Raw genomic sequence first — 20,317 nt, forward strand, 5'->3', positions numbered from 1 at the left:
TTAGATGTTTCCTTTTATTCGTTGTAAGCTCTCATCCGTCTCTTTTAACATCTGACGAAGTGAGAGATTCTCTTCATAGCTGAATTCGCAGATTGAATACTGCAGGTGGTTGATATATCTCTTGGATTCACTAAAGAGCTTGGTATTTTGAACCGACATCTCCTCGCGAAGCGCCTCTGAGCGATCTTCATCATCGGTTATCTCTATAACCGCAAATTCATCGCCTCTGATCCTTCCGATAATACAATCGTCAAATACCTTCTGTAGAATATCCGCAACCTTTTTAACAACGCGGTCTCCCTCTTCATGACCGTATATATCATTTATGTTTTTGAGAGATTCCATGTTTATGTATGCTACTATCGCGGTTTTTCCTTCGTTGAAGTTTTCTTTCAAAAGGTCATATGCCTTTGCAAAGAATCCTCTTCTGTTAAGTCCTCCGGTGAGATAATCCTGATCTCCTATATGATCGAGAACCGAGTCGTCTCTTGCGAGCTCTTCCTGCACATCATAAAGTTCTTCTCTTGTCTCCTGCAACTGTCTTTCAAGATATGATAATCTTGAAATGCCGGTAAGTATACCTGTTATACTGTCAAAAAAGTTATCTATCAGGAATTTCTTATGGAAATCCACGATCATTGCACCAAGCTGACAATCTCCGACAAAAAGATTTCCCATGATAAGCACTTTGTTACTATCCCTGGTAAACAAAGAAATAATTTCACTTGTCTCGGTCTCAAGCTTACCGTCATCAAAAAGTGCTTCTTTTCCGTTGATTATTGCAGCCTTTACGCCTATTTTCTCCGGAATCTTCCATGTATTCTTCTCATTGTTTTTGACTTTTTTATCATAAAGGAAAATTCCACAGTCTTTTAGTCCGTTCTCCAAGGCTATATTTGTAACTACCTTGTAAGAAGCCTCAGATTCATATTTTCTGTGAAGAATCTTTCTTCCGATCTCTGCTATATTTATAAGTGCCTTGTAATCGGGTTCAGGATTAAATTCAAATTTTTGATTGGGTTCTGCAGGCGGAAGTACCTGATTCTTTACATAGAAAATCGCATCGCAAACAGCTTCATATCCAAGCTGTTCGAAATGCTCTTTTTCATTTTCCACCTGATTAACGCATGTATAACCTTCTTGTTCCGACAATGTAAGTAAGGGAATATCTTTGAATTTGTTCAGGAATGCTTCTTTCCTTAAGATAGTCACATTCTTGCCTATTCTCTCTATGTCAACAAGAATGACATCGAAACTAATCTGCTTGGCATAGTCAAAAAGGGCATTGTACTGATAATCGAAATCATCATCTTTAGCTGTACCTTTTTTGCTGCAAAGTTTTTTACCCGGCATAATGACAAGGGTTACTTCCTTGTCATTAGCCGCTTTTACTGCACCCATGCATATTTTCTTTACTATTTCATCTTCAGGTTCAGAAACTAACAGTCCAATATTCATTGAGTCCCCTCACAGTCAAAGTATATTAAACTTCTTCTTCGCTTACATCTTCGATATCGTCAAGCTCTTTATCTCCGTCGGAGATTTTCTCTCTGACTTTGGCTATCTTGGCAACCGTAACATCCTTATCAAGGTTGATCATCTTAACACCGGATGTAACTCTTCCGTGAACGGTAATCTCATCCATTCTCAGCTGAATGATAATACCGGCACTTGTGATCATCATGATCTCGTTATCGTTGTTTACTGCTTTGACGCCGATTACGGAACCTGTCTTTTCAGTGATCTTATAACACTTAACACCTTTTCCGCCTCTGAACTGGCTGTGGAATTCATCTAGAGTTGTTCTCTTTCCATAACCTTTTTCGGAAACGATAAGAAGTGAATCTCCCTGAGTATTGAGCTGCATTCCTACAATCTCATCTGTATCATCGAGCATCATTCCTCTTACACCCATTGACGATCTGCTGGTTGTACGAACATCGCTCTCAGCAAAGTGGATACACATTCCGTTCTTGGTAACAAGGAATACTTCTGTATCCTGCTTAAGTGTCTTAACTTCTATAAGTTCGTCATCATCTCTTAAGTTGATGGCTGCAAGTCCTGTCTTTCTTACATTTGAGAAATCTACGATAGGTGTCTTTTTAACAGTACCCTTCTTGGTAACCATGAACAGACACTTATCTTTGTCCTCAAAGTCTTTTACAGGGATCATTGCCGTTATCTTTTCTCCGGGCGCAAGCTGAAGGAGGTTGACGATAGCCATTCCTCTTGATGTTCTTGATGCCTCGGGAATCTGATAAGCTTTAAGTCTGTAAACTCTTCCGGTGTTGGTAAAGAACATAACGTAGTTATGTGTTGTTGTCATAAGGATATCTTCCACAAAGTCATTGTCGATCGTGGTGATTCCCTTAATTCCTTTGCCTCCGCGGTTCTGAGCTTTGAAGTTATCGATAGACATTCTCTTGATGTATCCTAAGTTTGTCATTGCGATAACGGTATTAACGTTGGGAATGAGATCCTCCATATCGATGTCGGAATCGTCATGTCCTATCTGAGATTTTCTGTCATCTCCAAACTTGTCGGAAATCTCTGTAATCTCAGTCTTGATTACTCCAAGAAGGAGCTTTCTGTCTGCAAGAATTGCCTTTAATTCTTCGATTTTCTTTAAGAGTTCTGCGTGCTCCTGCTCAAGCTTGTCTCTTTCCAAGCCTGTGAGAGTACGAAGTCTCATATCAACAATGGCCTGTGCCTGAGCATCTGAAAGGCCGAAACGACCCATCAACTGCTCTTTTGCAATGGCAACTGTTTCACTTCCTCTGATAATCTTGATTACTTCATCGATATTATCAAGGGCAATGAGCAAACCTTCCAAAATGTGGTTACGCTCTTCTGCCTTGTTAAGATCATACTGTGTTCTTCTTGTAACTACTTCTTCCTGATGCTTGATGTAGTGCTTAAGCATCTCGGTAAGACCAAGAACTTTGGGCTGATTGTTTACAAGAGCGAGCATGATGATTCCGAAGGAATCCTGCATCTGAGTGTGCTTATAGAGCTTGTTGAGCATGATGTTAGGGTTAACATCATTTCTAAGCTCGATTACAACACGCATACCTTCTCTGTCAGATTCATCTCGAAGAGCTGTGATTCCGTCAAGCTTCTTGAGCTTAACAAGCTCAGCGATCTTGGAAATCATATTTGCCTTGTTTACAAGGTAAGGAAGCTCCGTAACAACGATTCTGTTCTTTCCGCCTGACATAGGCTCAATATTTGTAACGGCTCTTACTACTACTTTGCCGCGTCCTGTTCTGTATGCTTCCTCGGCACCTCTTGTTCCTAAGATGATTCCTCCCGTAGGGAAGTCGGGAGCTTTAACGATTGGAAGAAGCTCCTCTATATCTGTTTCTCTGTCTTCAAGAACGCGGTTGTCTATCATCTTAACTACCGCATTTATTACTTCGCGAAGGTTATGAGGAGGAATATTTGTTGCCATTCCTACTGCAATACCTGTTGTTCCGTTAACCAAAAGGTTGGGATAACGGCTGGGGAGTACTGTAGGCTCTTTCTCCGTTTCATCAAAGTTTGGAGTGAAATCTACGGTATCTTTATTGATATCGGCCGTCATCTCCATTGAGATCTTGGTGAGTCTTGCCTCTGTATATCTCATAGCGGCAGCGCCGTCACCATCCACGGAACCAAAGTTTCCGTGTCCGTCTACAAGACAGTATCTCATGGACCAAGGCTGAGCCATGTTAACCAAAGCACCGTAAATAGAGCTGTCACCGTGAGGGTGATATTTACCCATTGTATCTCCGACGATACGCGCACACTTACGATGCGGCTTGTCGGGACCGTTGTTGAGCTCTATCATGGAATACAGGATTCTTCTCTGTACGGGCTTAAGTCCGTCTCTTACATCGGGAAGCGCACGAGATGCGATAACACTCATGGCATAATCGATATAATCTGATTCCATGGTCTTCTGAAGATCAACCTCTTTGATTTTGTCTATTGTAACCTTCTCAAAAACGTCATCTGACAGGTTATTATTGTTGTTATTGTTATTATTTTCTGCCATTTTTTTCCTCTGTTTACACCGGATTCTTAGATATCCAGGTTCTTAACGAATTTAGCGTTCTTTTCGATGAATTCTCTTCTGGGTTCAACCTTGTCTCCCATGAGAGTTGTAAATGTGACATCAATGTCTGATTCCGATTCTTCATCGATCGTTACTCTAAGGAGTACTCTTCTCTCAGGATCCATTGTTGTCTCCCAAAGCTGCTCGGGATCCATCTCTCCAAGACCCTTATAACGCTGTATCTTATTATTCTGATCTCTTCCAACATCCTGAAGAATCTTATTAAGTTCTTCATCGCTGTATGCATACCAGACTTTTTTGTTCTTCTCAAGCTTATAAAGAGGCGGCTGTGCAAGATATACATGGCCCTCTTTGATAAGTTCGGGCATGAACCTATAGAGGAAAGTAAGCATAAGTGTTGCAATATGCGCACCGTCTACATCGGCATCGGTCATGATGATGATCTTGTTGTAACGAAGCTTGGAAATATCAAAGTCTTCGTGAATACCGGTTCCGAATGCAGTGATCATAGCCTTGATCTCGTTATTGGCATAGATCTTATCTACTCTTGCCTTCTCGACATTGAGGATTTTTCCTCTGAGAGGAAGAATAGCCTGTGTCGCACGACTTCTTGCTGTCTTAGCGGATCCGCCGGCGGAATCTCCCTCAACTATGAATATCTCACAGTTCTTGGGATCTTTGTCTGAACAATCCGCAAGTTTACCGGGAAGTCCAAGTCCGTCAAGCGCTGATTTTCTTCTTGTGAGATCTCTTGCTTTTCTTGCGGCATCTCTTGCTCTCTGAGCTAGAATGGCTTTCTCAAGAATCTGCTTGGCTACGTTGGGATTCTGCTCAAGGAAATATGTGAGCTGCTCACCTACGATACCTGCAACTGCTCCTCTTGCCTCGGAGTTTCCAAGCTTCTGCTTGGTCTGTCCTTCAAACTGAGGATCCTCGATCTTAACACTTATGATAGCTGTCAGACCTTCTCTAATATCCTCACCTGTAAGGTTGTCCTCATTATCTTTGAGCATCTTGTTTGCTCTTGCATAGTCATTGAAAGTCTTGGTAAGAGCAGCCTTGAAGCCCTCAAGATGAGTTCCTCCTTCAGGAGTGTTGATGTTGTTTACGAATGTATAGATACTCTCTGTATAAGAATCATTGTGCTGAAGAGAAACCTCAACCTGTACGTTGTTCTTGTTTCCTTCAAAGTACATGATCTCATCATAAAGAGATGTCTTACTCTTGTTGAGATATTCAACGAATTCCTTGATTCCGCCTTCATAGTGGAATGTCTGGCTTGTAGGTTCCTCTCCTTCTTCCACTCTAAGGTCTGTAAGTGTGATCCTAAGACCCTTGGTAAGGAATGCCATCTCTCTAAGTCTTTGCTTAAGAATGTTATAATCGTAAATTGTTGTCTCTTTAAAGATCAGAGCGTCAGGCTTAAAGTATACTCTTGTTCCTGTAGCACCTTCGGGTGCATCACCTACGACCTTAAGAGGATAACAAACTTTTCCTCTTTCGTATCTTTGCTCATATACTTTTCCGTCTCTTGTTACCTGAACTTCAAGCCACTCTGAAAGAGCATTAACTACAGATGCTCCTACGCCGTGAAGACCACCGGAAACTTTGTAACCGCCACCGCCGAATTTACCGCCGGCATGAAGGATTGTAAATACAACCTCAACTCCGGTAAGACCTGACTTGTGGTTAACATCAACGGGAATACCTCTTCCGTTATCTTTTACAATGATCGTGTTATCCTCATTGATGGTCACTTCGATATGATTACAAAAACCCGCAAGGGCTTCATCAACCGAGTTATCCACTATCTCGTAAACAAGATGGTGAAGACCTCTGCTGGCCGTCGTTCCGATATACATACCGGGTCTTTTTCTAACCGCTTCAAGTCCTTCAAGAATCTGGATTTGGTCAGCGCCATACTTTACTTCTTCGTTTCCCATTTTAAGCTCCGTTTCTTAGTTTTCGCTACTTACTGTTCCTTCTGTTACCTTGAACAGCTTATCTATTTCAAATCTGTTGTTTACAAATTCATCAAGTCCGGTACAGGTTATGATTGTCTGTATATTACCGATAGTGTTTAACAGGTAATTTTGTCTGTTACTGTCAAGCTCCGACAAAACATCATCAAGCAAAAGAACCGGGTTTTCTTTTTTAGCTCTTTTTACAATCTCTATCTCTGATAATTTTAGTGATAAAGATGCTGTTCTTTGTTGTCCCTGCGAGCCGTATTTCCTGATATCTATTCCTTCTTCATCAGGATTTTTCCTGACTATAAAAGAAAAATCGTCTTTGTGTGGTCCAACAGTAGTCTGCTTGGAATAAATATCTTTTTTCCTGGAAGCAGTAAGCTTTTTTTCAAATTCATCACTTTCCACATTCGGCTCATAATAAACGGACAGGATTTCTTTTTCTCCCGTCAATTTACTGTGAATAGGTCTTATTATTTCATTAAGATCTTTGATGAATTTTTCTCTTGTTTTGATTATGACGGATCCGTACTCGCATAACTGCTTGTCCTGAACATCAAGAAGAACACTGTTTTCGGGATGTTCAAAAAGATCCTTTAGAACTCTGTTTCTTTCGACTACTAATTTGTTGTACTTAGAAAGACTGTTCAGATATATCTGATCCAACTGGCACAACTCCATATCCATGAATCTGCGCCTTTCTGAAGGACCATTTTTGATAATACTAAGATCTTCAGGCGAGAAAAATACTACATTTAACATACCTATAAGGTCGGAAGCTCTCTTGATCTTTTGAGAATCAATGGCTATTCCTTTTGACTTATTCTTTCTAAGATGCATGTCTACGCGATATTCTGCGTTATCTTTTTCAAGAATCGTTCTGATATGGGCTTCTTCTTTGCCAAATCTTATTATTTCTTTATCTTTGCTACCCTTATGTGACTTAGTGGTTGCAGAAACAAAAATTGCTTCGAGAATATTGGTCTTTCCCTGAGCATTGTCACCGTATAAAATATTTGTACCGCTGCTGAAATCAATCTTTACATTCTCATAATTCCTGAAATCAGCAAGTTCCAGTGATTTTATTATCATTTTTCTATCTTAACCTGTCGGCCGTCGTATTCAAAAACATCTCCGTCGTACAATTTACGACCGCGTCTTGTCTCGACTTCTCCGTTTACTTTAACCATTCCGGCTTGAATATCCATCTTCGCATCTACTCCGGAACTTTCAAGACCTGCTTTTTTCAGAGCTTGTCCAAGTTTTATAAACTCATCCTGCGCTCTTAAATTTATAATATCCATTTATTTGTCCTAAAATCTTTAATCTACTGTTGTGAAATTAACAGGAAGTACGAGATAAGTGTAAGTTGAATCTTTATCTCTGATAAAGCAAGGTGCCTTAGGATTAACAAGATAAATATCAACCGTCTCATCTTCAATCGCACGAAGAGCATCAATGAGGAACTTGGGATTGAATCCGATCATAAGATCCTTACCCTGTTTATCAATATCTATCTCTTCATCCATGCTTCCTATAGCTGAATTTATCTTAAGTTCCATCTTTCCGTCAGTCACAGAAATAATGACAGGCTTCTTATCTCCCTCTTTTACAAGAAGAGTTGCTCTGTCTATACAATCAAGGAATTCTTTTCTGTTAATATTCATCTTGGTCTCGTAGTCACTTGAAAGCATCTGATCAATGCTGAAGTACTCACCTTCTATGAGACGTGAAACAACGATAGTTTTATCAAACTCAAAGAGTACATGCTTGTCGGTAAAATAGATATTTACCATTTTCTCTGTGCTGTCGCCGAGAATCTTACTGATTTCTCCGAGTGTTTTTCCAGGCACTATAACTTTCTTGTAAGAATAATTTCCTCCAAGTTTTACTTTTCTGATCGATATTCTGTGTCCGTCAAGAGAAACAAGCTTTAAGTTTTCTCCGTCAACTTCAAAAAGTTCTCCGGACATCATCTTATTTGCATCATTTTCTGAAATTGAAAAGATAGTCTGCTGAATAACATTTCTAAGAGTAAACTGTGAAACAGTAACTCCGTCTATTTTCTCGATAGATGGAAGATAAGTGAAATCATCACCTTTTCTTCCGATGAGGTTAAACTTTGCTTTTTCGCAGCTGATAGTAACTTTGTTAGAATTATCAGACTCTATGGTAACGTCGTTATCAGGAAGTTTTCTTATAATGTCAAAGAAAATCTTGGCATCAAGAGCTATAAATCCTCTTTCTACAATGTTTCCTTCCACTACAGTCTGTATTCCCAATTCCATATCGTTGGCAATGAACTTTATCATTCCTTCTGTTGCATCAACAAGAATACATTCAAGAATAGACATTGTTGTTTTTGAAGGAACTGCCTTCGACACAATCTGTAATCCACTCACCAGATTAGATTTTGAGCATACAAATTTCATTTAAGTAATTACTCCCTTCGCGCATGCAAATATAAAAATAATATAAATAAATAATAAAAGAATTAATAATAGCTGTTGATAAGTGTAAAACCTATTCTATTATACAATTTGTGAGGCTTTTTTACAAATTTTTGGGTGTTGATAATAAAAATTTTGATGTTGAAAAAATAAAAGTTATAAACAAGCCAAATTTTGGCATATAAGCCAATAAAATATTATCCACCCTCAAATAACAATTAATCCCAAACTAACTACACACATTTCTACATAGTTATCCACAATAATTGTTTATATTATAAAGAAGGATTGAGTTTCTTCATTATAATATCTATGTTTTTATTGAGCTCATCATCAAAAGACATTTTCTGTTTGATCTTATTGATACCGCTCATTACTGTTGTGTGATCTTTTTTACCGAGAATCTTTCCTATCTCCTCGAGAGAAGCGTCTGTATATTCTCTGCAAAGATACATAATGATCTGTCTTGGAAGAACAATCTCGGAATTTCTCTTTTTGGAGATGATATCGTCTTTCTTGGTTCCGTACTGTTCACAAACAGTATCAATGATGAGCTGAGGTGTGATGACTTTGGATTTATCGGGATAAATAATATCCTTAAGAGCTTCCATTGCATTTTCTAAAGTAACATCAACGTTGTTAAGTCTTGAATAAGCGATGATCTTATTATATGCACCTTCAAGTTCTCTGATGTTGGACTTGATGTTTGTAGCGATATAATCGATTACTTCATCATCAATGTTCTTGCCGTAGTTCTCAGCATTCTTACGAAGAATAGCCATTCTTGTCTCATAATCGGGAGACTGGATATCAGCAATAAGACCCATCTCGAATCTGGATCTGAATCTTTCTTCCAGAGTTTCCATTTCTTTAGGAGGCTTATCGGATGAAAGAATAATCTGTTTTCCGGCCTGATGAAGCTCGTTGAACGTGTGGAAAAACTCTTCCTGAGTTGATTCTTTTCCTATAATAAACTGAACGTCATCGACCATGAGAACATCAACGGTTCTGTATTTCTCACGAAGCTTGGACATACTTTCCGTTTTACCGCTTCTGATCGATTCGATAACTTCATTGGTAAACTGCTCGGAAGTTACATAAAGAACCTTGGCTTTATGATTGTGTTCCATAATGAAGTGACCGATAGAATGCATAAGGTGAGTCTTACCAAGTCCGGGTCCTCCGTATAAGAAAAGAGGATTGTAAGATGTTCCGGGTGACTCGGCAACAGCAAGTGAAGCTGAATGAGCAAACTTATTGTTGCTACCTACTACAAAGGTATCAAATCTATATTTAGGATTGAGATTGGAATGTTCGTAGTTAATGTTGCTTGAATAGTGGCTTTCCTGATCATTTACGAGATCATTTTCAGGTGTTTCTTCATTATTAATAGCATCTTTTTTAAGAATGAAAGAAACGTCCACCATATCTTCAAGAAATTCCGAGATGGCAACTTTAATAAAATCCATGTAATGGCCTATTATATATTGAAGTGCCATTGAATTATCAGATGGAATAAGTATTTTAACATTATTATCTTCCATACTGTACACAGTAAGAGGATCGATCCAGGTCTTATAGGATATTTCCGTTATACCAGATTCAATCTTGATAGTGTGCTTGATTGATTCCCAATTCGCTTTTAATTTTTCTGTGATTTCTGATGTTGATTGCATGAAAAAACTCCCCAAACTAGCAAAATTATAGACTTTTACTATTTTATATTAAATAGTGTCAAATATCAAACAACGACGCTTTGTGGATAACTTTGGTAAAAAAAATTTTGCAAAACACGCTATTTTTTTCTTGTGGAAAAATGATACTTTTTCCACCTAAAACTATCTACCGTTATAAATGGCTTAAATATGCGGTTTTAAATCAGTTGTGTCCAAATTATGCCCTAGGTTTTCCACAAAATTGAGAAAAAATGTGGATAAAAAGAGGTTAAAAAAATTAATCAACAGGTTTTCCACAAAATCAACATTTTGATGTGGATAACTTTTATCGACACAATATATTGTCAAATATTTTTTTTAGTTTTTTTTTGAAATGCTCAACCCTAATTTTCTGAGGTTTTATGGGTTGACTGCTATGTTTTTATTTATTATAATTATAAAGATTTTTTCCACACAGGATGTAATCTGTAATTATTTAGATAGTTTCTGAGTAATTATATATACTTAGTTTTTATTTAGTTTGTGTAAGAAGGAGGTGTTTCCGACTATGAAGATGACATTCCAGCCTCATAAGCTTCAGAGAGCCAGAGTTCACGGCTTCAGAGCAAGAATGGCTACTAAGGGCGGCAGAAAAGTTCTCGCAGCCAGAAGAGCAAAGGGAAGAAAGAGATTATCTGCTTGATAGTAAAGGTCACAAGTGATGTGGCCTTTTTTCTTCTTCCGAAAAAATAAAGGATAAACAGATGCTTTTTTCAGAATCAATGAAAAAGACAAGTGAATTCCGCAATGTTTATGGTAACGGTAAGAGCTATGCCAATAAATTTATAGTTCTTTATGTGTGGAAAAATAACGGTTCTACCAATAAACTTGGGATTTCATGCAGTAAAAAGATTGGGAACAGTGTTGTAAGGCACAGATTTGCAAGACTTGTTCGAGAAAGTTACCGGCTACACGAAGATATGTTCAATAGTGGTTTGGACATAGTAGTCGTTGCCAGAGCCTGTGCAAGAGAAGCTTCTTATTTTGATATTAAGGATTCTCTATTAAGCTTGGCAGGGAAGGCCCGCATAATAAAAAATGGCGGTATTTAAATGAAAAAGATATTGATCTATCTAATTAAATTTTATAGGAAATATCTGTCTCCGTTAAAAAGAACAAAATGTCCGTATATTCCCACATGTTCGGAGTACGGACTAGAAGCAATAGAAAAGTACGGAGCCCTTAAAGGGGGACTACTGGCTGCTTGGAGGATATTAAGATGTAATCCTTTTTCAAGCGGTGGATATGATCCGGTTCCGTAAATGCTAGGAGGAGGTTAAATTTGTTAGCATTATTCTTTTCTCAAGATCAGGGAAAAATACTTAAGCCCATAGTATGGGTACTCGGTCAGATAATGAATGCGATCTTTAATGTTTTGAATATGATCGGCGTTCCAAATATCGGACTTGCAATTATTATTTTCACTATTGTAATTAATCTTTGTTTACTTCCTTTGACTTATAAACAGCAGAAGTTTTCTAAACTTCAGTATAAGATGAGCCCGGAACTTAAGGCTATTCAAGAGAAGTATAAAGGAAAAAAAGATAACGATTCAATGCTTGCTATGCAGCAGGAGACCAAAGAGGTCTATGCCAAGTATGGCGTATCTCAGACCGGAAGTTGTTTGCAGCTGTTAATTCAGATGCCTATTCTTATTTCACTTTATCGTGTTATTTATGCTATTCCGGGATATGTAGGTATCGTTAAAAATGCATTTTACCCTCTTGTTGAGCAGATTCGCACAACTGACGGAGCACTTGATTATATAAAAGAATCAATTTCAAGCGCAAAGTCTTTTCAGGGACAGTTCAAGAATGATCTTTTTGTAAACGGTGATATCAAATATGTGGAGAATACTATTATTGATGTTCTTAATAGAGCTTCTTCCGCAGATTGGTTGAACTTTAAAGAGAAATTTGCCGGATTGTCTTCTTCGATTGATAATACGCATGCACTTTTAAGTAAGTACAATTCATTTCTTGGTCTTAATATAGCTGATTCACCCGGATTTATGGTAAAAACAGCTTTTGCAAATAAGCAGTTTTTACTTCTTCTTGGAGCAATAGCTATTCCTGTTCTTTCTGCATTTACTCAGTGGGTTTCTGTTAAGCTCATGCCTCAGCCCGCTCAGGCAGATGGTAAGGCCGATCAGAACGATCCTACAGCTCAGATGCAGCAGTCAATGAAGACTATGAATGTTATGATGCCTCTTATGTCTGCGGTATTCTGCTTCAGTTTTCCTGCAGGTATGGGTATTTACTGGATTGCAAGTGCGGTAGTAAGAGCTATTCAGCAGGTTCTTATCAACAAGCATATTGATAATTCAGACATCGATGCTCAGATTGCCAAGAATATTGAGAAGTACAACGAGAAAAAAGAAAAGATGAAGGCTACACCTTCCATGAACAGATATGCCAACATGAATACCAGAAGTATTTCTTCTGTTGCATCTAAATCATCTGCATCTATGGAGGAGAGAGAAGCCGAGCTTCAGAAAGTAAGAGATAATTACTCCAATAAGGAAATACGTAAGGATTCTCTTTTTGCTAAAGCAAACATGGTTAAAGAGTTTAACGAGAAAAATAATAAATAATAATTCCTATAGGGGAGGGAACGATGGAATATAGAGAGTTTACGGCAAAAAACGTTGACGATGCCATTACAGAGGCATGCGAAGCTTTACTTGTTACCAGTGACAGACTTGATTATGAAGTTGTAACGAGCGGTTCATCAGGATTCCTTGGAATCAACGCTAAGCCCGCTGTTATCAAAGCAAGAATTAAAGAAGATAAACCTGAAGAAAAGGTTGAAGTTAAAACTTCAGAACCTAAGAAAGAAGTTAAGAGTGAGCCTAAGAAAGAAACCAAGAAAGTTTCAGAAGAGCCTAAGGTTTCTAAGGTTTCGGATATTGATGCCGGCAAGCTTACATCTAAAGCAGATGCTTTCCTTAAGGAAGTATTCGATGCTATGAAAATGGAAGTTGCTATTGAATCTAAGTTCAACGCAGAAGACAATATTTTAGATATCGAGCTTAGCGGAGCAGAGATGGGAGTCCTCATCGGTAAGAGAGGACAGACTCTTGATTCTCTTCAGTATCTTGTTTCTTTGGTAGTTAATAAGGAATCCGCTGATTACATTCATGTAAAAGTTGATACCGAGAATTATAGAGAGAGAAGAAAAGCAACACTTGAAAATCTTGCAAAGAACATTTCTTATAAGGTTAGAAAGTCAAGACAGTCAGTTGCTTTAGAGCCTATGAATCCTTATGAGAGAAGAATAATTCATTCAGCTCTTCAGGGTGACAGATATGTTACTACTCATAGTGAGGGTGAAGAACCATTCAGAAGAGTAGTGGTTACTTTAAAGAAATAATTATAAGATCCCCCTCTGAGCAAATGCTTTGAGGGGGATTATTTGAGTTTATTGATTCTTTTTTTTCTTACGATATTTCTATCGGAGGATAGATATGCCAAGTGTACTAAGTACCTTCAGTAACGATACGATCTGTGCCATTGCTACAGCTATGTCCGATGCCGGAATCGGTATTATCAGAGTTAGCGGACCGCAGGCACTTTCTATCTGTGATACTGTTTACCTTTCATCAAAAAAAGAACATACTCTTTTATCGCATGAACCAAATACGATCAAGTTTGGTTATATTTGTGATGGAGATGAAATTATTGATGAAGTAATGATCTCATATATGAAGGCTCCTCACAGTTACACTATGGAAGATGTGATTGAGATCAACTCTCACGGCGGAATGCTTGTGATGAACAGAATTCTCAATCTTTTATTGGATAAGGGCTGCAGACTTGCCGAGCCCGGTGAGTTTACCAAGAGAGCTTTTTTAAACGGCAGGATTGATCTTACCAAAGCTGAAGCAGTAATGGATATCATCAGCGCTCAAAATAATTTTGCGTTTGAAAGTTCCAAAGGTCAGCTCCAGGGTAAGCTCAGTTCAAAGATTAGAAGCCTTCGTGAAAAGATTCTTTATGAGATGGCTTTTATCGAGTCTGCTCTTGATGATCCGGAAAACTATGATCTTACAGGTTATCCCGATAAATTAAAAGCAATTGTAGATCCGATGAAAAAAGAGATTGCTTCTTTGATTGAGACGGCCGATGAAGGTAAGATCAGAAAAGAAGGTATAAAAACCGTTATTGTCGGAAAACCTAATGCCGGAAAATCATCTCTTTTGAATGCTCTTACCGGTGATGAAAGAGCTATCGTAACCGATATTGCGGGAACAACCCGAGATGTTATTGAGGAAACAGTCAGACTCGGTGATATTGTTCTTCATGTTATTGATACGGCCGGTATCAGAGACACAGAAGATATTATAGAAAAGATCGGTGTTGATAAAGCAAAGAGCAAGATCGAAGAAGCAGATCTTATTTTATATATTCTTGATTCTACCAATGAGATCGATAGCGAAGACAAAGATATTATAGAGCTATGTAAGTCCAAGAAGACGATAGTTCTTTTAAATAAAAACGATCTTTCTGATAATATTAAAATAACAGAAGATATCATTCGTATGCATTTTTCAGACTCTTCAAACGATCATTTGCCTATTATCAGAACTTCTATGTTAAAAGGAAATGGCATTTCCGAGTTGAAAGATGCTATCTCGGAATTATTCTTCAACGGAGATATTGTTCCTAAGCAGGAAATATATATTACCAATGTAAGACATAAAGATCTTTTGAATAAAGCTTTTGGTAGTTTGGAGCTTGTACTTGACAGTATTTCTAAGAATCTTTCCGAGGATTTTTATACTGTCGATCTGACAGGTGCATATGAAGCACTCGGAGAAATACTTGGTGAAGAGATTGGAGACGATCTTGTAGAAGAAATCTTCTCCAAGTTTTGTATGGGTAAATAATTTATGACTATTGTTAAAGAGAAATTTGATGTTGTTGTTATAGGTGCCGGACATGCCGGTTGCGAGGCCGCTCTTGCTTGTGCAAGACTCGGTCTTGAAACTATTGTCTTTACGATGAGCGCCGACAATATTGCATTTATGCCTTGTAATCCTCATATCGGAGGATCCTCCAAGGGTCATCTTGTCAGAGAAATTGATGCTCTTGGCGGAGAGATGGGTAAAAATATAGATAAAACTTTTTTGCAATCAAAGATGCTTAATACCTCCAAAGGTCCCGCCGTTCATTCACTCAGATGTCAGGCGGACAAGATGGAGTATTCCAAAGAGATGAGAAAAGTTCTTGAAGCTCAGGAACATCTTTGTATTAAACAGGCCGAAGTTTCTGAGATTCTTTTTGAGGAAGTTTCCGATGATCTTAAAAAAGAAGGCTATACCAATAAGATTGTCGGAGTAAAGATTTTCTCCGGAATTATTTATGAGGCTAAGGCTGTTATTCTTTGTACAGGTACTTACTTAAAGAGCCGCTGTCTTACAGGTGAAGCGATTACATACAGCGGACCTAACGGACTTCTTCCTTCTAATCTTCTTTCTGCTTCACTTATTGATGCAGGAATAGAACTTAGAAGATTTAAGACTGGAACACCTGCTAGGATGGATGGAAATACAATTGACTATTCCAAAATGTCTGAGCAGTTTGGAGATACTCCCGTTGTTCCTTTTTCTTTTGATACAGATCCGAAGGATGTTCAGCGTCCACAGGTTTCATGTTGGTTGACATATACTAACGAGAAGACACATGAGATAATTAAGGCTAATATCGACAGATCACCTATTTACGCAGGAATCATAGAAGGTGTCGGTCCGAGATATTGTCCTTCTATTGAAGATAAAGTTATTAAGTTCCCCAATCATGAAAGACATCAAGTCTTTGTTGAACCCGAAGGAACTTTTACCAATGAAATGTATATTGACGGAATGTCTTCTTCTATGCCTGAAGATGTTCAGATTGCTATGTACAGAACTGTCCCCGGACTTGAGAATTGTCGAATTGTAAAAAATGCTTATGCCATTGAGTACGACTGCTTATGTCCCGGTCAGCTTCATCCTAATCTCGAGATCAAAACTACAAGAGGTTTGTTTAGTGCCGGTCAGTTTAACGGAAGCAGTGGTTATGAAGAAGCTGCGGCTCAGGGACTTTATGCCGGAATCAATGCCGCAATGCAGATCTTTAATAAAGAGAGTTTATACATAGACAGATCTGAAGGATACATAGGTGTTCTTGTTGATGACCTTGTTACTAAAGAAAATCTTGAGCCATACAGAATGATGACTTCAAGAGCAGAGTATAGATTGTTACTCAGACAAGATAATGCAGATATCAGACTTCGCAAAAAGGGATATGAGATAGGACTTATTTCCGAAGAGCAATATAATAAGCTTTGTATCAAGATAGAACTTATTGATAAAGAAGTTACCAGATTAAAAAATACTGTGGTCGGAGCCAATGCAACTATCCAGAAATTTATGGAGAAGGTCGGTACGCCATCTCTTAAGACGGCAACTTCTCTTGCGGAACTTATTTGCAGACCCGAGCTCTCGTATAAGCTTATTGAAGATATTGATCCGGACAGAAAACCTCTTCCCGATGATGTAATAGAACAGGTTGAGATCACAATCAGATATGAGGGTTATATCAACAGACAGGAAAGACAGGTTGAGCAGTTCAAGAAACTTGAAAAGAAGAAAATCCCTGCAGATATAAATTACGATGATGTCGGAAGTCTTAGATTGGAAGCAAGACAGAAGCTTGAAAGATTCAGACCGACCAATATAGGACAAGCTTCCAGAATCGGTGGAGTTAATCCTGCCGATATTTCAGTACTTATTATTTACCTTGATTCACTTAGAAGAGGTAGTGCCGATGAGAATTAAATATGCTGATATGATAAATGACTTTAAGGCTTTAGGTATAGAACTAAGTGATAAACAGCTTGCTCAATTTGATAAATACTATGAACTTCTAATAAAGTGGAATGAGGTCATGAATCTTACTGCCATCACCGAGTTCGACAGTGTATGCAAGCTTCATTTTGTTGACAGTATTTCCGCTTATAAGTATTTTGATTTTTCCAAAGAAGAGTATTCGCTTATTGATGTAGGAACCGGAGCAGGCTTTCCCGGAATTCCACTTAAGATTGTTTTTCCGAAACTCAAGATCACTCTTCTTGATTCTCTTAATAAGAGACTTAACTTTCTTAATGAAGTGATCGATGAGCTTGGACTTAACGATGAAGGTAGTATCGTAACCTTACATGGAAGAGCGGAAGATTATTCTTCTATAGGCAATAAAGATTCTCTGAGAGAAACTTTTGATATTGCTGTTTCAAGAGCGGTTGCCAACCTCTCAACTTTATCCGAGTATTGTCTTCCGTATGTAAAAGTAGGTGGAAGATTTATCGCTTATAAAAGTGAAAAGGCCGGGGAGGAATTATCCAAGGCAAAAGGAGCAATTCATCTTCTTGGAGGAAAGCTTATAGAAAGTCCGGAGTTTGTTCTTCCCGATTCAGAGTACAGCAGAACCATTTGTATTATTGAAAAGAAAGAAAAAACTTCCATACAATATCCTCGTAAGGCAGGAGTCCCTTCTAAGAAACCTTTATCATAGATATTGTGTTATTGATTATTATGTTTCACGTGAAACATTGAACTCAGATACAATTCATAATACAAAAAATTGTTTCACGTGAAACATTGAAACACAAAATGTAGTAAAAAACTCCGTGAAACATACAACTTGATAATATAATTGTGTGGTGAAACAAAACAATTTCAAACACAATATATAGAAATTACAATCATAAACACAGACAATCAAACCGATTTGTAATACCATAAGCATTATAATGTGGTAAAATCAGATTAGTGTTTAAATAGCTTGGAGGAGTAATGGGTAGAGTAATTGCAATCGCAAACCAAAAAGGTGGGGTCGGAAAGACCACTACTTCTATTAATTTGTCAGCAGCATTGGCAGAAAAAGGAAAGAAAGTTCTAGTCATTGATACAGATCCACAGGGAAATACAACCAGCGGATTCGGACTTGATAAAAATGAATTAGAAAATACCATCTATGAACTCATGATAGGTGAGTGTGAAACCAATGATGCAATCGTCAAAAATGTCGTTGAAGAAATAGACGGAGTAGATATCATTCCGTCAAATGTAAACCTGGCTGCTGTAGAGATAGAACTTATCGATGCAGAGCAGAAGGAATTCATCTTAAGGGAAGCAATCGGAAAAGTTAAAGATGACTATGATTATATAGTTATAGATTGTCCACCTTCTTTAAGCATGTTGACTGTCAACGCTATGACAACAGCCAACACAGTTCTTGTTCCTATTCAGTGTGAGTACTATGCTCTTGAAGGATTAAGTCAGCTCGTTCATACAGTTAATCTTGTAAAAGACAGATTGAATCCTGAACTCGAGATGGAAGGTGTAGTATTTACTATGTTTGATTCTCGTACAAACTTATCACTTCAGGTAGTTGAGAACGTTAAAGAACATATTCAGGAAAATGTTTATAAGACGATCATTCCAAGAAACATACGTCTCGCTGAGGCGCCCAGTTATGGAATGCCGATAAATGTGTATGAACCCAAGTCAGCGGGAGCAGAAGCGTACAGACTTCTCGCGGGCGAGGTAATAGATAGAAAGTTTGATTAAACCGGAGGGGAACATGGCAGCTAAGAATGTGAAAAGAGGATTAGGTAAGGGACTTGATTCCATAATACCGGCAAAGGTATCATCCTCAGCAAAAGAAACAAAGATTGTTGAACAACACATTGAAGGACAGGTAGTTAAGGTCAACATCACCAAGGTTGAACCAAACAGAAATCAGCCAAGAAAAACATTTGATGAAGACAGTCTTATAGAACTTTCAGAATCAATCAAGCAGTTCGGAATTATAAATCCCATCATTGTTACCGATAAGAAGGATCACTATGAGATCGTCGGCGGTGAGAGAAGATGGCGCGCAGCAAAAAAAGCCGGACTTAAAGAAGTACCGGTTATTATAAAAGATCTCAATGAGCAGGAAATTGCAGAGATAGCACTTATCGACAATATTCAGAGAGAAGACATCAATCCTATTGAAGAAGCTATCGCATACAAAAAACTCATTGATGATTTCGGTTACACACAGGACGTTGTCGCTGAGAAGGTATCAAAGAGCAGAGTTACAATAACAAACTCTCTGAGACTACTTAAGCTTTGCGACAAAGTAAGGGAGATGGTTGTTGAAGGACTCCTTTCCACAGGACATGCCAGAGCACTTATCCCGGTAGACAACGAGGAAGAGCAGATTACACTTGCTCAGAAAGTATTTGATGAGAAGCTCAGCGTACGTGAGACTGAAAAGCTTGTAAAGAATCTTGGAAAAACCAAGAAGCCCAAGAAGGGCGTTGTTAAGAACGAAAGCATTGATGCGATTTATGCATCACTCTCTGAGAAATGCAAACAGGCAGTAGGAACAAAGGTAGATATTATCTCCAAGGGAGACGGAACCGGAAAGATAGAGATCGAGTTCTACAGCAATGACGACTTAGAGAAAATTACAGATAGACTATGCAGAGGATAATCGGAGATAATTAATATGGAAAGCCAGATATTTAATTCAATGGGTCTTGGAAATCTTGACCCCGCAATTTTATTTTTTGTACTGATCGGAGCACTGCTCATAATGATCATTGTATCAATAGTACAGACATCCAGAGTTAAAAAGCTTGAGAAAAGATACAACAAATTCATGCAGGGAAAAGAAGCAGAATCCCTTGAAGATGAGATCGTAGGTCTTTTCCATGACAACAGACTTATCAGAACAGAGAACGAAAAGAACAGAAAAGATATTCAGGATATCAACAAGAGAATGCAGAAAACATTCCAGAAGATCGGACTTGAGAAGTATGATGCATTTAATCAGATGGGCGGAAAGCTCAGCTTCGCTCTTTGCATGCTTGATGAGAACGATAACGGATATCTGCTCAACTCAGTTCATAGCACAGACGGACTCAATTACTGCTATTCAAAAGAGATAAATGGCGGGGTTGCAGATGTAGAACTCAGCGAGGATGAGAGAGCAGCACTTGAGAAAGCATTATCAAGCACGGGCAGATAAAGTGCTTAATATTAAATTGTAAAAAATCTATTTAACATAGAAAATCTGTGGAGGACAAAACGGG

Annotated in this window: 18 protein-coding genes; 11 read left to right on the plus strand and 7 right to left on the minus strand. The window is 38.2% G+C overall.

Translation table 11 applies throughout. From position 1 onward, the window contains the following. From BM377_RS05750 to dnaA, 7 genes are all read right to left on the minus strand, one after another. The gene (locus tag BM377_RS05750) at window positions 1-1,458 is read right to left on the minus strand and encodes a GGDEF domain-containing protein (RefSeq protein ID WP_092245094.1); all 1,458 of its coding nucleotides are present in this window, start codon (window positions 1,456-1,458) and stop codon (window positions 1-3) included. A 25-nt stretch (window positions 1,459-1,483) separates the two neighbouring features. After that, window positions 1,484-4,036: a DNA gyrase subunit A gene (gene gyrA, locus BM377_RS05755; RefSeq protein ID WP_092245097.1), complete on the minus strand. Its 2,553-nt coding sequence runs from the start codon at window positions 4,034-4,036 to the stop codon at window positions 1,484-1,486. Window positions 4,037-4,062: 26 nt separating this feature from the next. Beyond that, window positions 4,063-6,000 (minus strand): DNA topoisomerase (ATP-hydrolyzing) subunit B, encoded by a 1,938-nt coding sequence (gene gyrB, locus BM377_RS05760; RefSeq protein ID WP_092245100.1) that lies wholly within the window; start codon window positions 5,998-6,000, stop codon window positions 4,063-4,065. 15 nt (window positions 6,001-6,015) lie between these two features. After that, entirely contained in the window at window positions 6,016-7,119 is a 1,104-nt protein-coding gene (gene recF / locus BM377_RS05765; RefSeq protein WP_092245103.1) for a DNA replication/repair protein RecF, read from the minus strand. Further along, entirely contained in the window at window positions 7,116-7,331 is a 216-nt protein-coding gene (locus tag BM377_RS05770) for an RNA-binding S4 domain-containing protein (protein WP_092245106.1), read from the minus strand. The genes recF and BM377_RS05770 overlap by 4 nt, the downstream gene beginning before the upstream one ends. Before the next feature lie 18 nt (window positions 7,332-7,349). After that, on the minus strand, window positions 7,350-8,459 hold the full coding sequence (gene dnaN / locus BM377_RS05775; protein WP_092245108.1) for a DNA polymerase III subunit beta: 1,110 nt from the start codon (window positions 8,457-8,459) through the stop codon (window positions 7,350-7,352). A 293-nt stretch (window positions 8,460-8,752) separates the two neighbouring features. Beyond that, window positions 8,753-10,153, minus strand: a complete 1,401-nt coding sequence (gene dnaA / locus BM377_RS05780) for a chromosomal replication initiator protein DnaA (RefSeq protein WP_092245111.1) — start codon at window positions 10,151-10,153, stop codon at window positions 8,753-8,755. Between the two features lie 547 nt (window positions 10,154-10,700). Between dnaA and rpmH the strand changes: the two genes are divergently transcribed. The 11 genes from rpmH to BM377_RS05835 all read left to right on the plus strand — a co-directional run bounded on the left by rpmH (window position 10,701) and on the right by BM377_RS05835 (window position 20,253). After that, window positions 10,701-10,835 carry a 50S ribosomal protein L34 gene (gene rpmH, locus BM377_RS05785; protein WP_013282343.1) on the plus strand — a complete coding sequence of 45 codons (135 nt, stop codon included), beginning with the start codon at window positions 10,701-10,703 and terminating at the stop codon, window positions 10,833-10,835. Between the two features lie 61 nt (window positions 10,836-10,896). Further along, entirely contained in the window at window positions 10,897-11,244 is a 348-nt protein-coding gene (gene rnpA, locus BM377_RS05790) for a ribonuclease P protein component (RefSeq protein ID WP_092245114.1), read from the plus strand. Further along, window positions 11,245-11,454, plus strand: a complete 210-nt coding sequence (yidD, locus tag BM377_RS05795) for a membrane protein insertion efficiency factor YidD (protein ID WP_092245116.1) — start codon at window positions 11,245-11,247, stop codon at window positions 11,452-11,454. Window positions 11,455-11,474: 20 nt separating this feature from the next. Continuing rightward, complete coding sequence (locus BM377_RS05800; RefSeq protein ID WP_092245119.1) at window positions 11,475-12,785, plus strand: YidC/Oxa1 family membrane protein insertase; 1,311 nt, start codon at window positions 11,475-11,477, stop codon at window positions 12,783-12,785. 23 nt (window positions 12,786-12,808) lie between these two features. Beyond that, on the plus strand, window positions 12,809-13,564 hold the full coding sequence (gene jag, locus BM377_RS05805; protein ID WP_092245122.1) for an RNA-binding cell elongation regulator Jag/EloR: 756 nt from the start codon (window positions 12,809-12,811) through the stop codon (window positions 13,562-13,564). 94 nt (window positions 13,565-13,658) lie between these two features. Continuing rightward, on the plus strand, window positions 13,659-15,080 hold the full coding sequence (gene mnmE, locus BM377_RS05810; RefSeq protein WP_092245125.1) for a tRNA uridine-5-carboxymethylaminomethyl(34) synthesis GTPase MnmE: 1,422 nt from the start codon (window positions 13,659-13,661) through the stop codon (window positions 15,078-15,080). A 3-nt stretch (window positions 15,081-15,083) separates the two neighbouring features. Further along, on the plus strand, window positions 15,084-17,012 hold the full coding sequence (gene mnmG, locus BM377_RS05815) for a tRNA uridine-5-carboxymethylaminomethyl(34) synthesis enzyme MnmG (protein ID WP_092245128.1): 1,929 nt from the start codon (window positions 15,084-15,086) through the stop codon (window positions 17,010-17,012). Beyond that, window positions 17,002-17,745, plus strand: coding sequence for a 16S rRNA (guanine(527)-N(7))-methyltransferase RsmG (gene rsmG, locus BM377_RS05820; RefSeq protein WP_092245131.1), 744 nt, complete (start codon window positions 17,002-17,004; stop codon window positions 17,743-17,745). The genes mnmG and rsmG overlap by 11 nt, the downstream gene beginning before the upstream one ends. A 281-nt stretch (window positions 17,746-18,026) precedes the next feature. Next, entirely contained in the window at window positions 18,027-18,803 is a 777-nt protein-coding gene (locus BM377_RS05825) for a ParA family protein (protein WP_092245134.1), read from the plus strand. 13 nt (window positions 18,804-18,816) lie between these two features. Continuing rightward, a complete protein-coding gene (locus BM377_RS05830) occupies window positions 18,817-19,716 on the plus strand; it encodes a ParB/RepB/Spo0J family partition protein (RefSeq protein WP_092245137.1) in 900 nt (299 codons plus the stop codon). Between the two features lie 15 nt (window positions 19,717-19,731). Next, entirely contained in the window at window positions 19,732-20,253 is a 522-nt protein-coding gene (locus BM377_RS05835; RefSeq protein WP_092245140.1) for a DUF4446 family protein, read from the plus strand. Window positions 20,254-20,317 lie beyond the last annotated feature (64 nt).

It is taken from the genome of Butyrivibrio sp. INlla21 (genome assembly GCF_900116875.1).
In the GTDB taxonomy this organism is placed as follows: Bacteria; Bacillota; Clostridia; order Lachnospirales; family Lachnospiraceae; genus Butyrivibrio.

Excerpts from the sequence above, each read along its gene's own strand:
- BM377_RS05770 (WP_092245106.1), bottom strand. The coding sequence starts at position 7,331 with ATGGATATTATAAATTTAAGAGCGCAGGATGAGTTTATAAAACTTGGA.
- dnaA (WP_092245111.1), bottom strand. The coding sequence starts at position 10,153 with ATGCAATCAACATCAGAAATCACAGAAAAATTAAAAGCGAATTGGGAA.
- rsmG (WP_092245131.1), top strand. The coding sequence starts at position 17,002 with ATGAGAATTAAATATGCTGATATGATAAATGACTTTAAGGCTTTAGGT.
- mnmE (WP_092245125.1), top strand. The coding sequence starts at position 13,659 with ATGCCAAGTGTACTAAGTACCTTCAGTAACGATACGATCTGTGCCATT.
- gyrB (WP_092245100.1), bottom strand. The coding sequence starts at position 6,000 with ATGGGAAACGAAGAAGTAAAGTATGGCGCTGACCAAATCCAGATTCTT.
- BM377_RS05835 (WP_092245140.1), top strand. The coding sequence starts at position 19,732 with ATGGAAAGCCAGATATTTAATTCAATGGGTCTTGGAAATCTTGACCCC.
- rpmH (WP_013282343.1), top strand. The coding sequence starts at position 10,701 with ATGAAGATGACATTCCAGCCTCATAAGCTTCAGAGAGCCAGAGTTCAC.
- BM377_RS05750 (WP_092245094.1), bottom strand. The coding sequence starts at position 1,458 with ATGAATATTGGACTGTTAGTTTCTGAACCTGAAGATGAAATAGTAAAG.
- BM377_RS05830 (WP_092245137.1), top strand. The coding sequence starts at position 18,817 with ATGGCAGCTAAGAATGTGAAAAGAGGATTAGGTAAGGGACTTGATTCC.
- rnpA (WP_092245114.1), top strand. The coding sequence starts at position 10,897 with ATGCTTTTTTCAGAATCAATGAAAAAGACAAGTGAATTCCGCAATGTT.
- yidD (WP_092245116.1), top strand. The coding sequence starts at position 11,245 with ATGAAAAAGATATTGATCTATCTAATTAAATTTTATAGGAAATATCTG.
- recF (WP_092245103.1), bottom strand. The coding sequence starts at position 7,119 with ATGATAATAAAATCACTGGAACTTGCTGATTTCAGGAATTATGAGAAT.
- mnmG (WP_092245128.1), top strand. The coding sequence starts at position 15,084 with ATGACTATTGTTAAAGAGAAATTTGATGTTGTTGTTATAGGTGCCGGA.
- dnaN (WP_092245108.1), bottom strand. The coding sequence starts at position 8,459 with ATGAAATTTGTATGCTCAAAATCTAATCTGGTGAGTGGATTACAGATT.
- jag (WP_092245122.1), top strand. The coding sequence starts at position 12,809 with ATGGAATATAGAGAGTTTACGGCAAAAAACGTTGACGATGCCATTACA.
- BM377_RS05825 (WP_092245134.1), top strand. The coding sequence starts at position 18,027 with ATGGGTAGAGTAATTGCAATCGCAAACCAAAAAGGTGGGGTCGGAAAG.
- gyrA (WP_092245097.1), bottom strand. The coding sequence starts at position 4,036 with ATGGCAGAAAATAATAACAATAACAACAATAATAACCTGTCAGATGAC.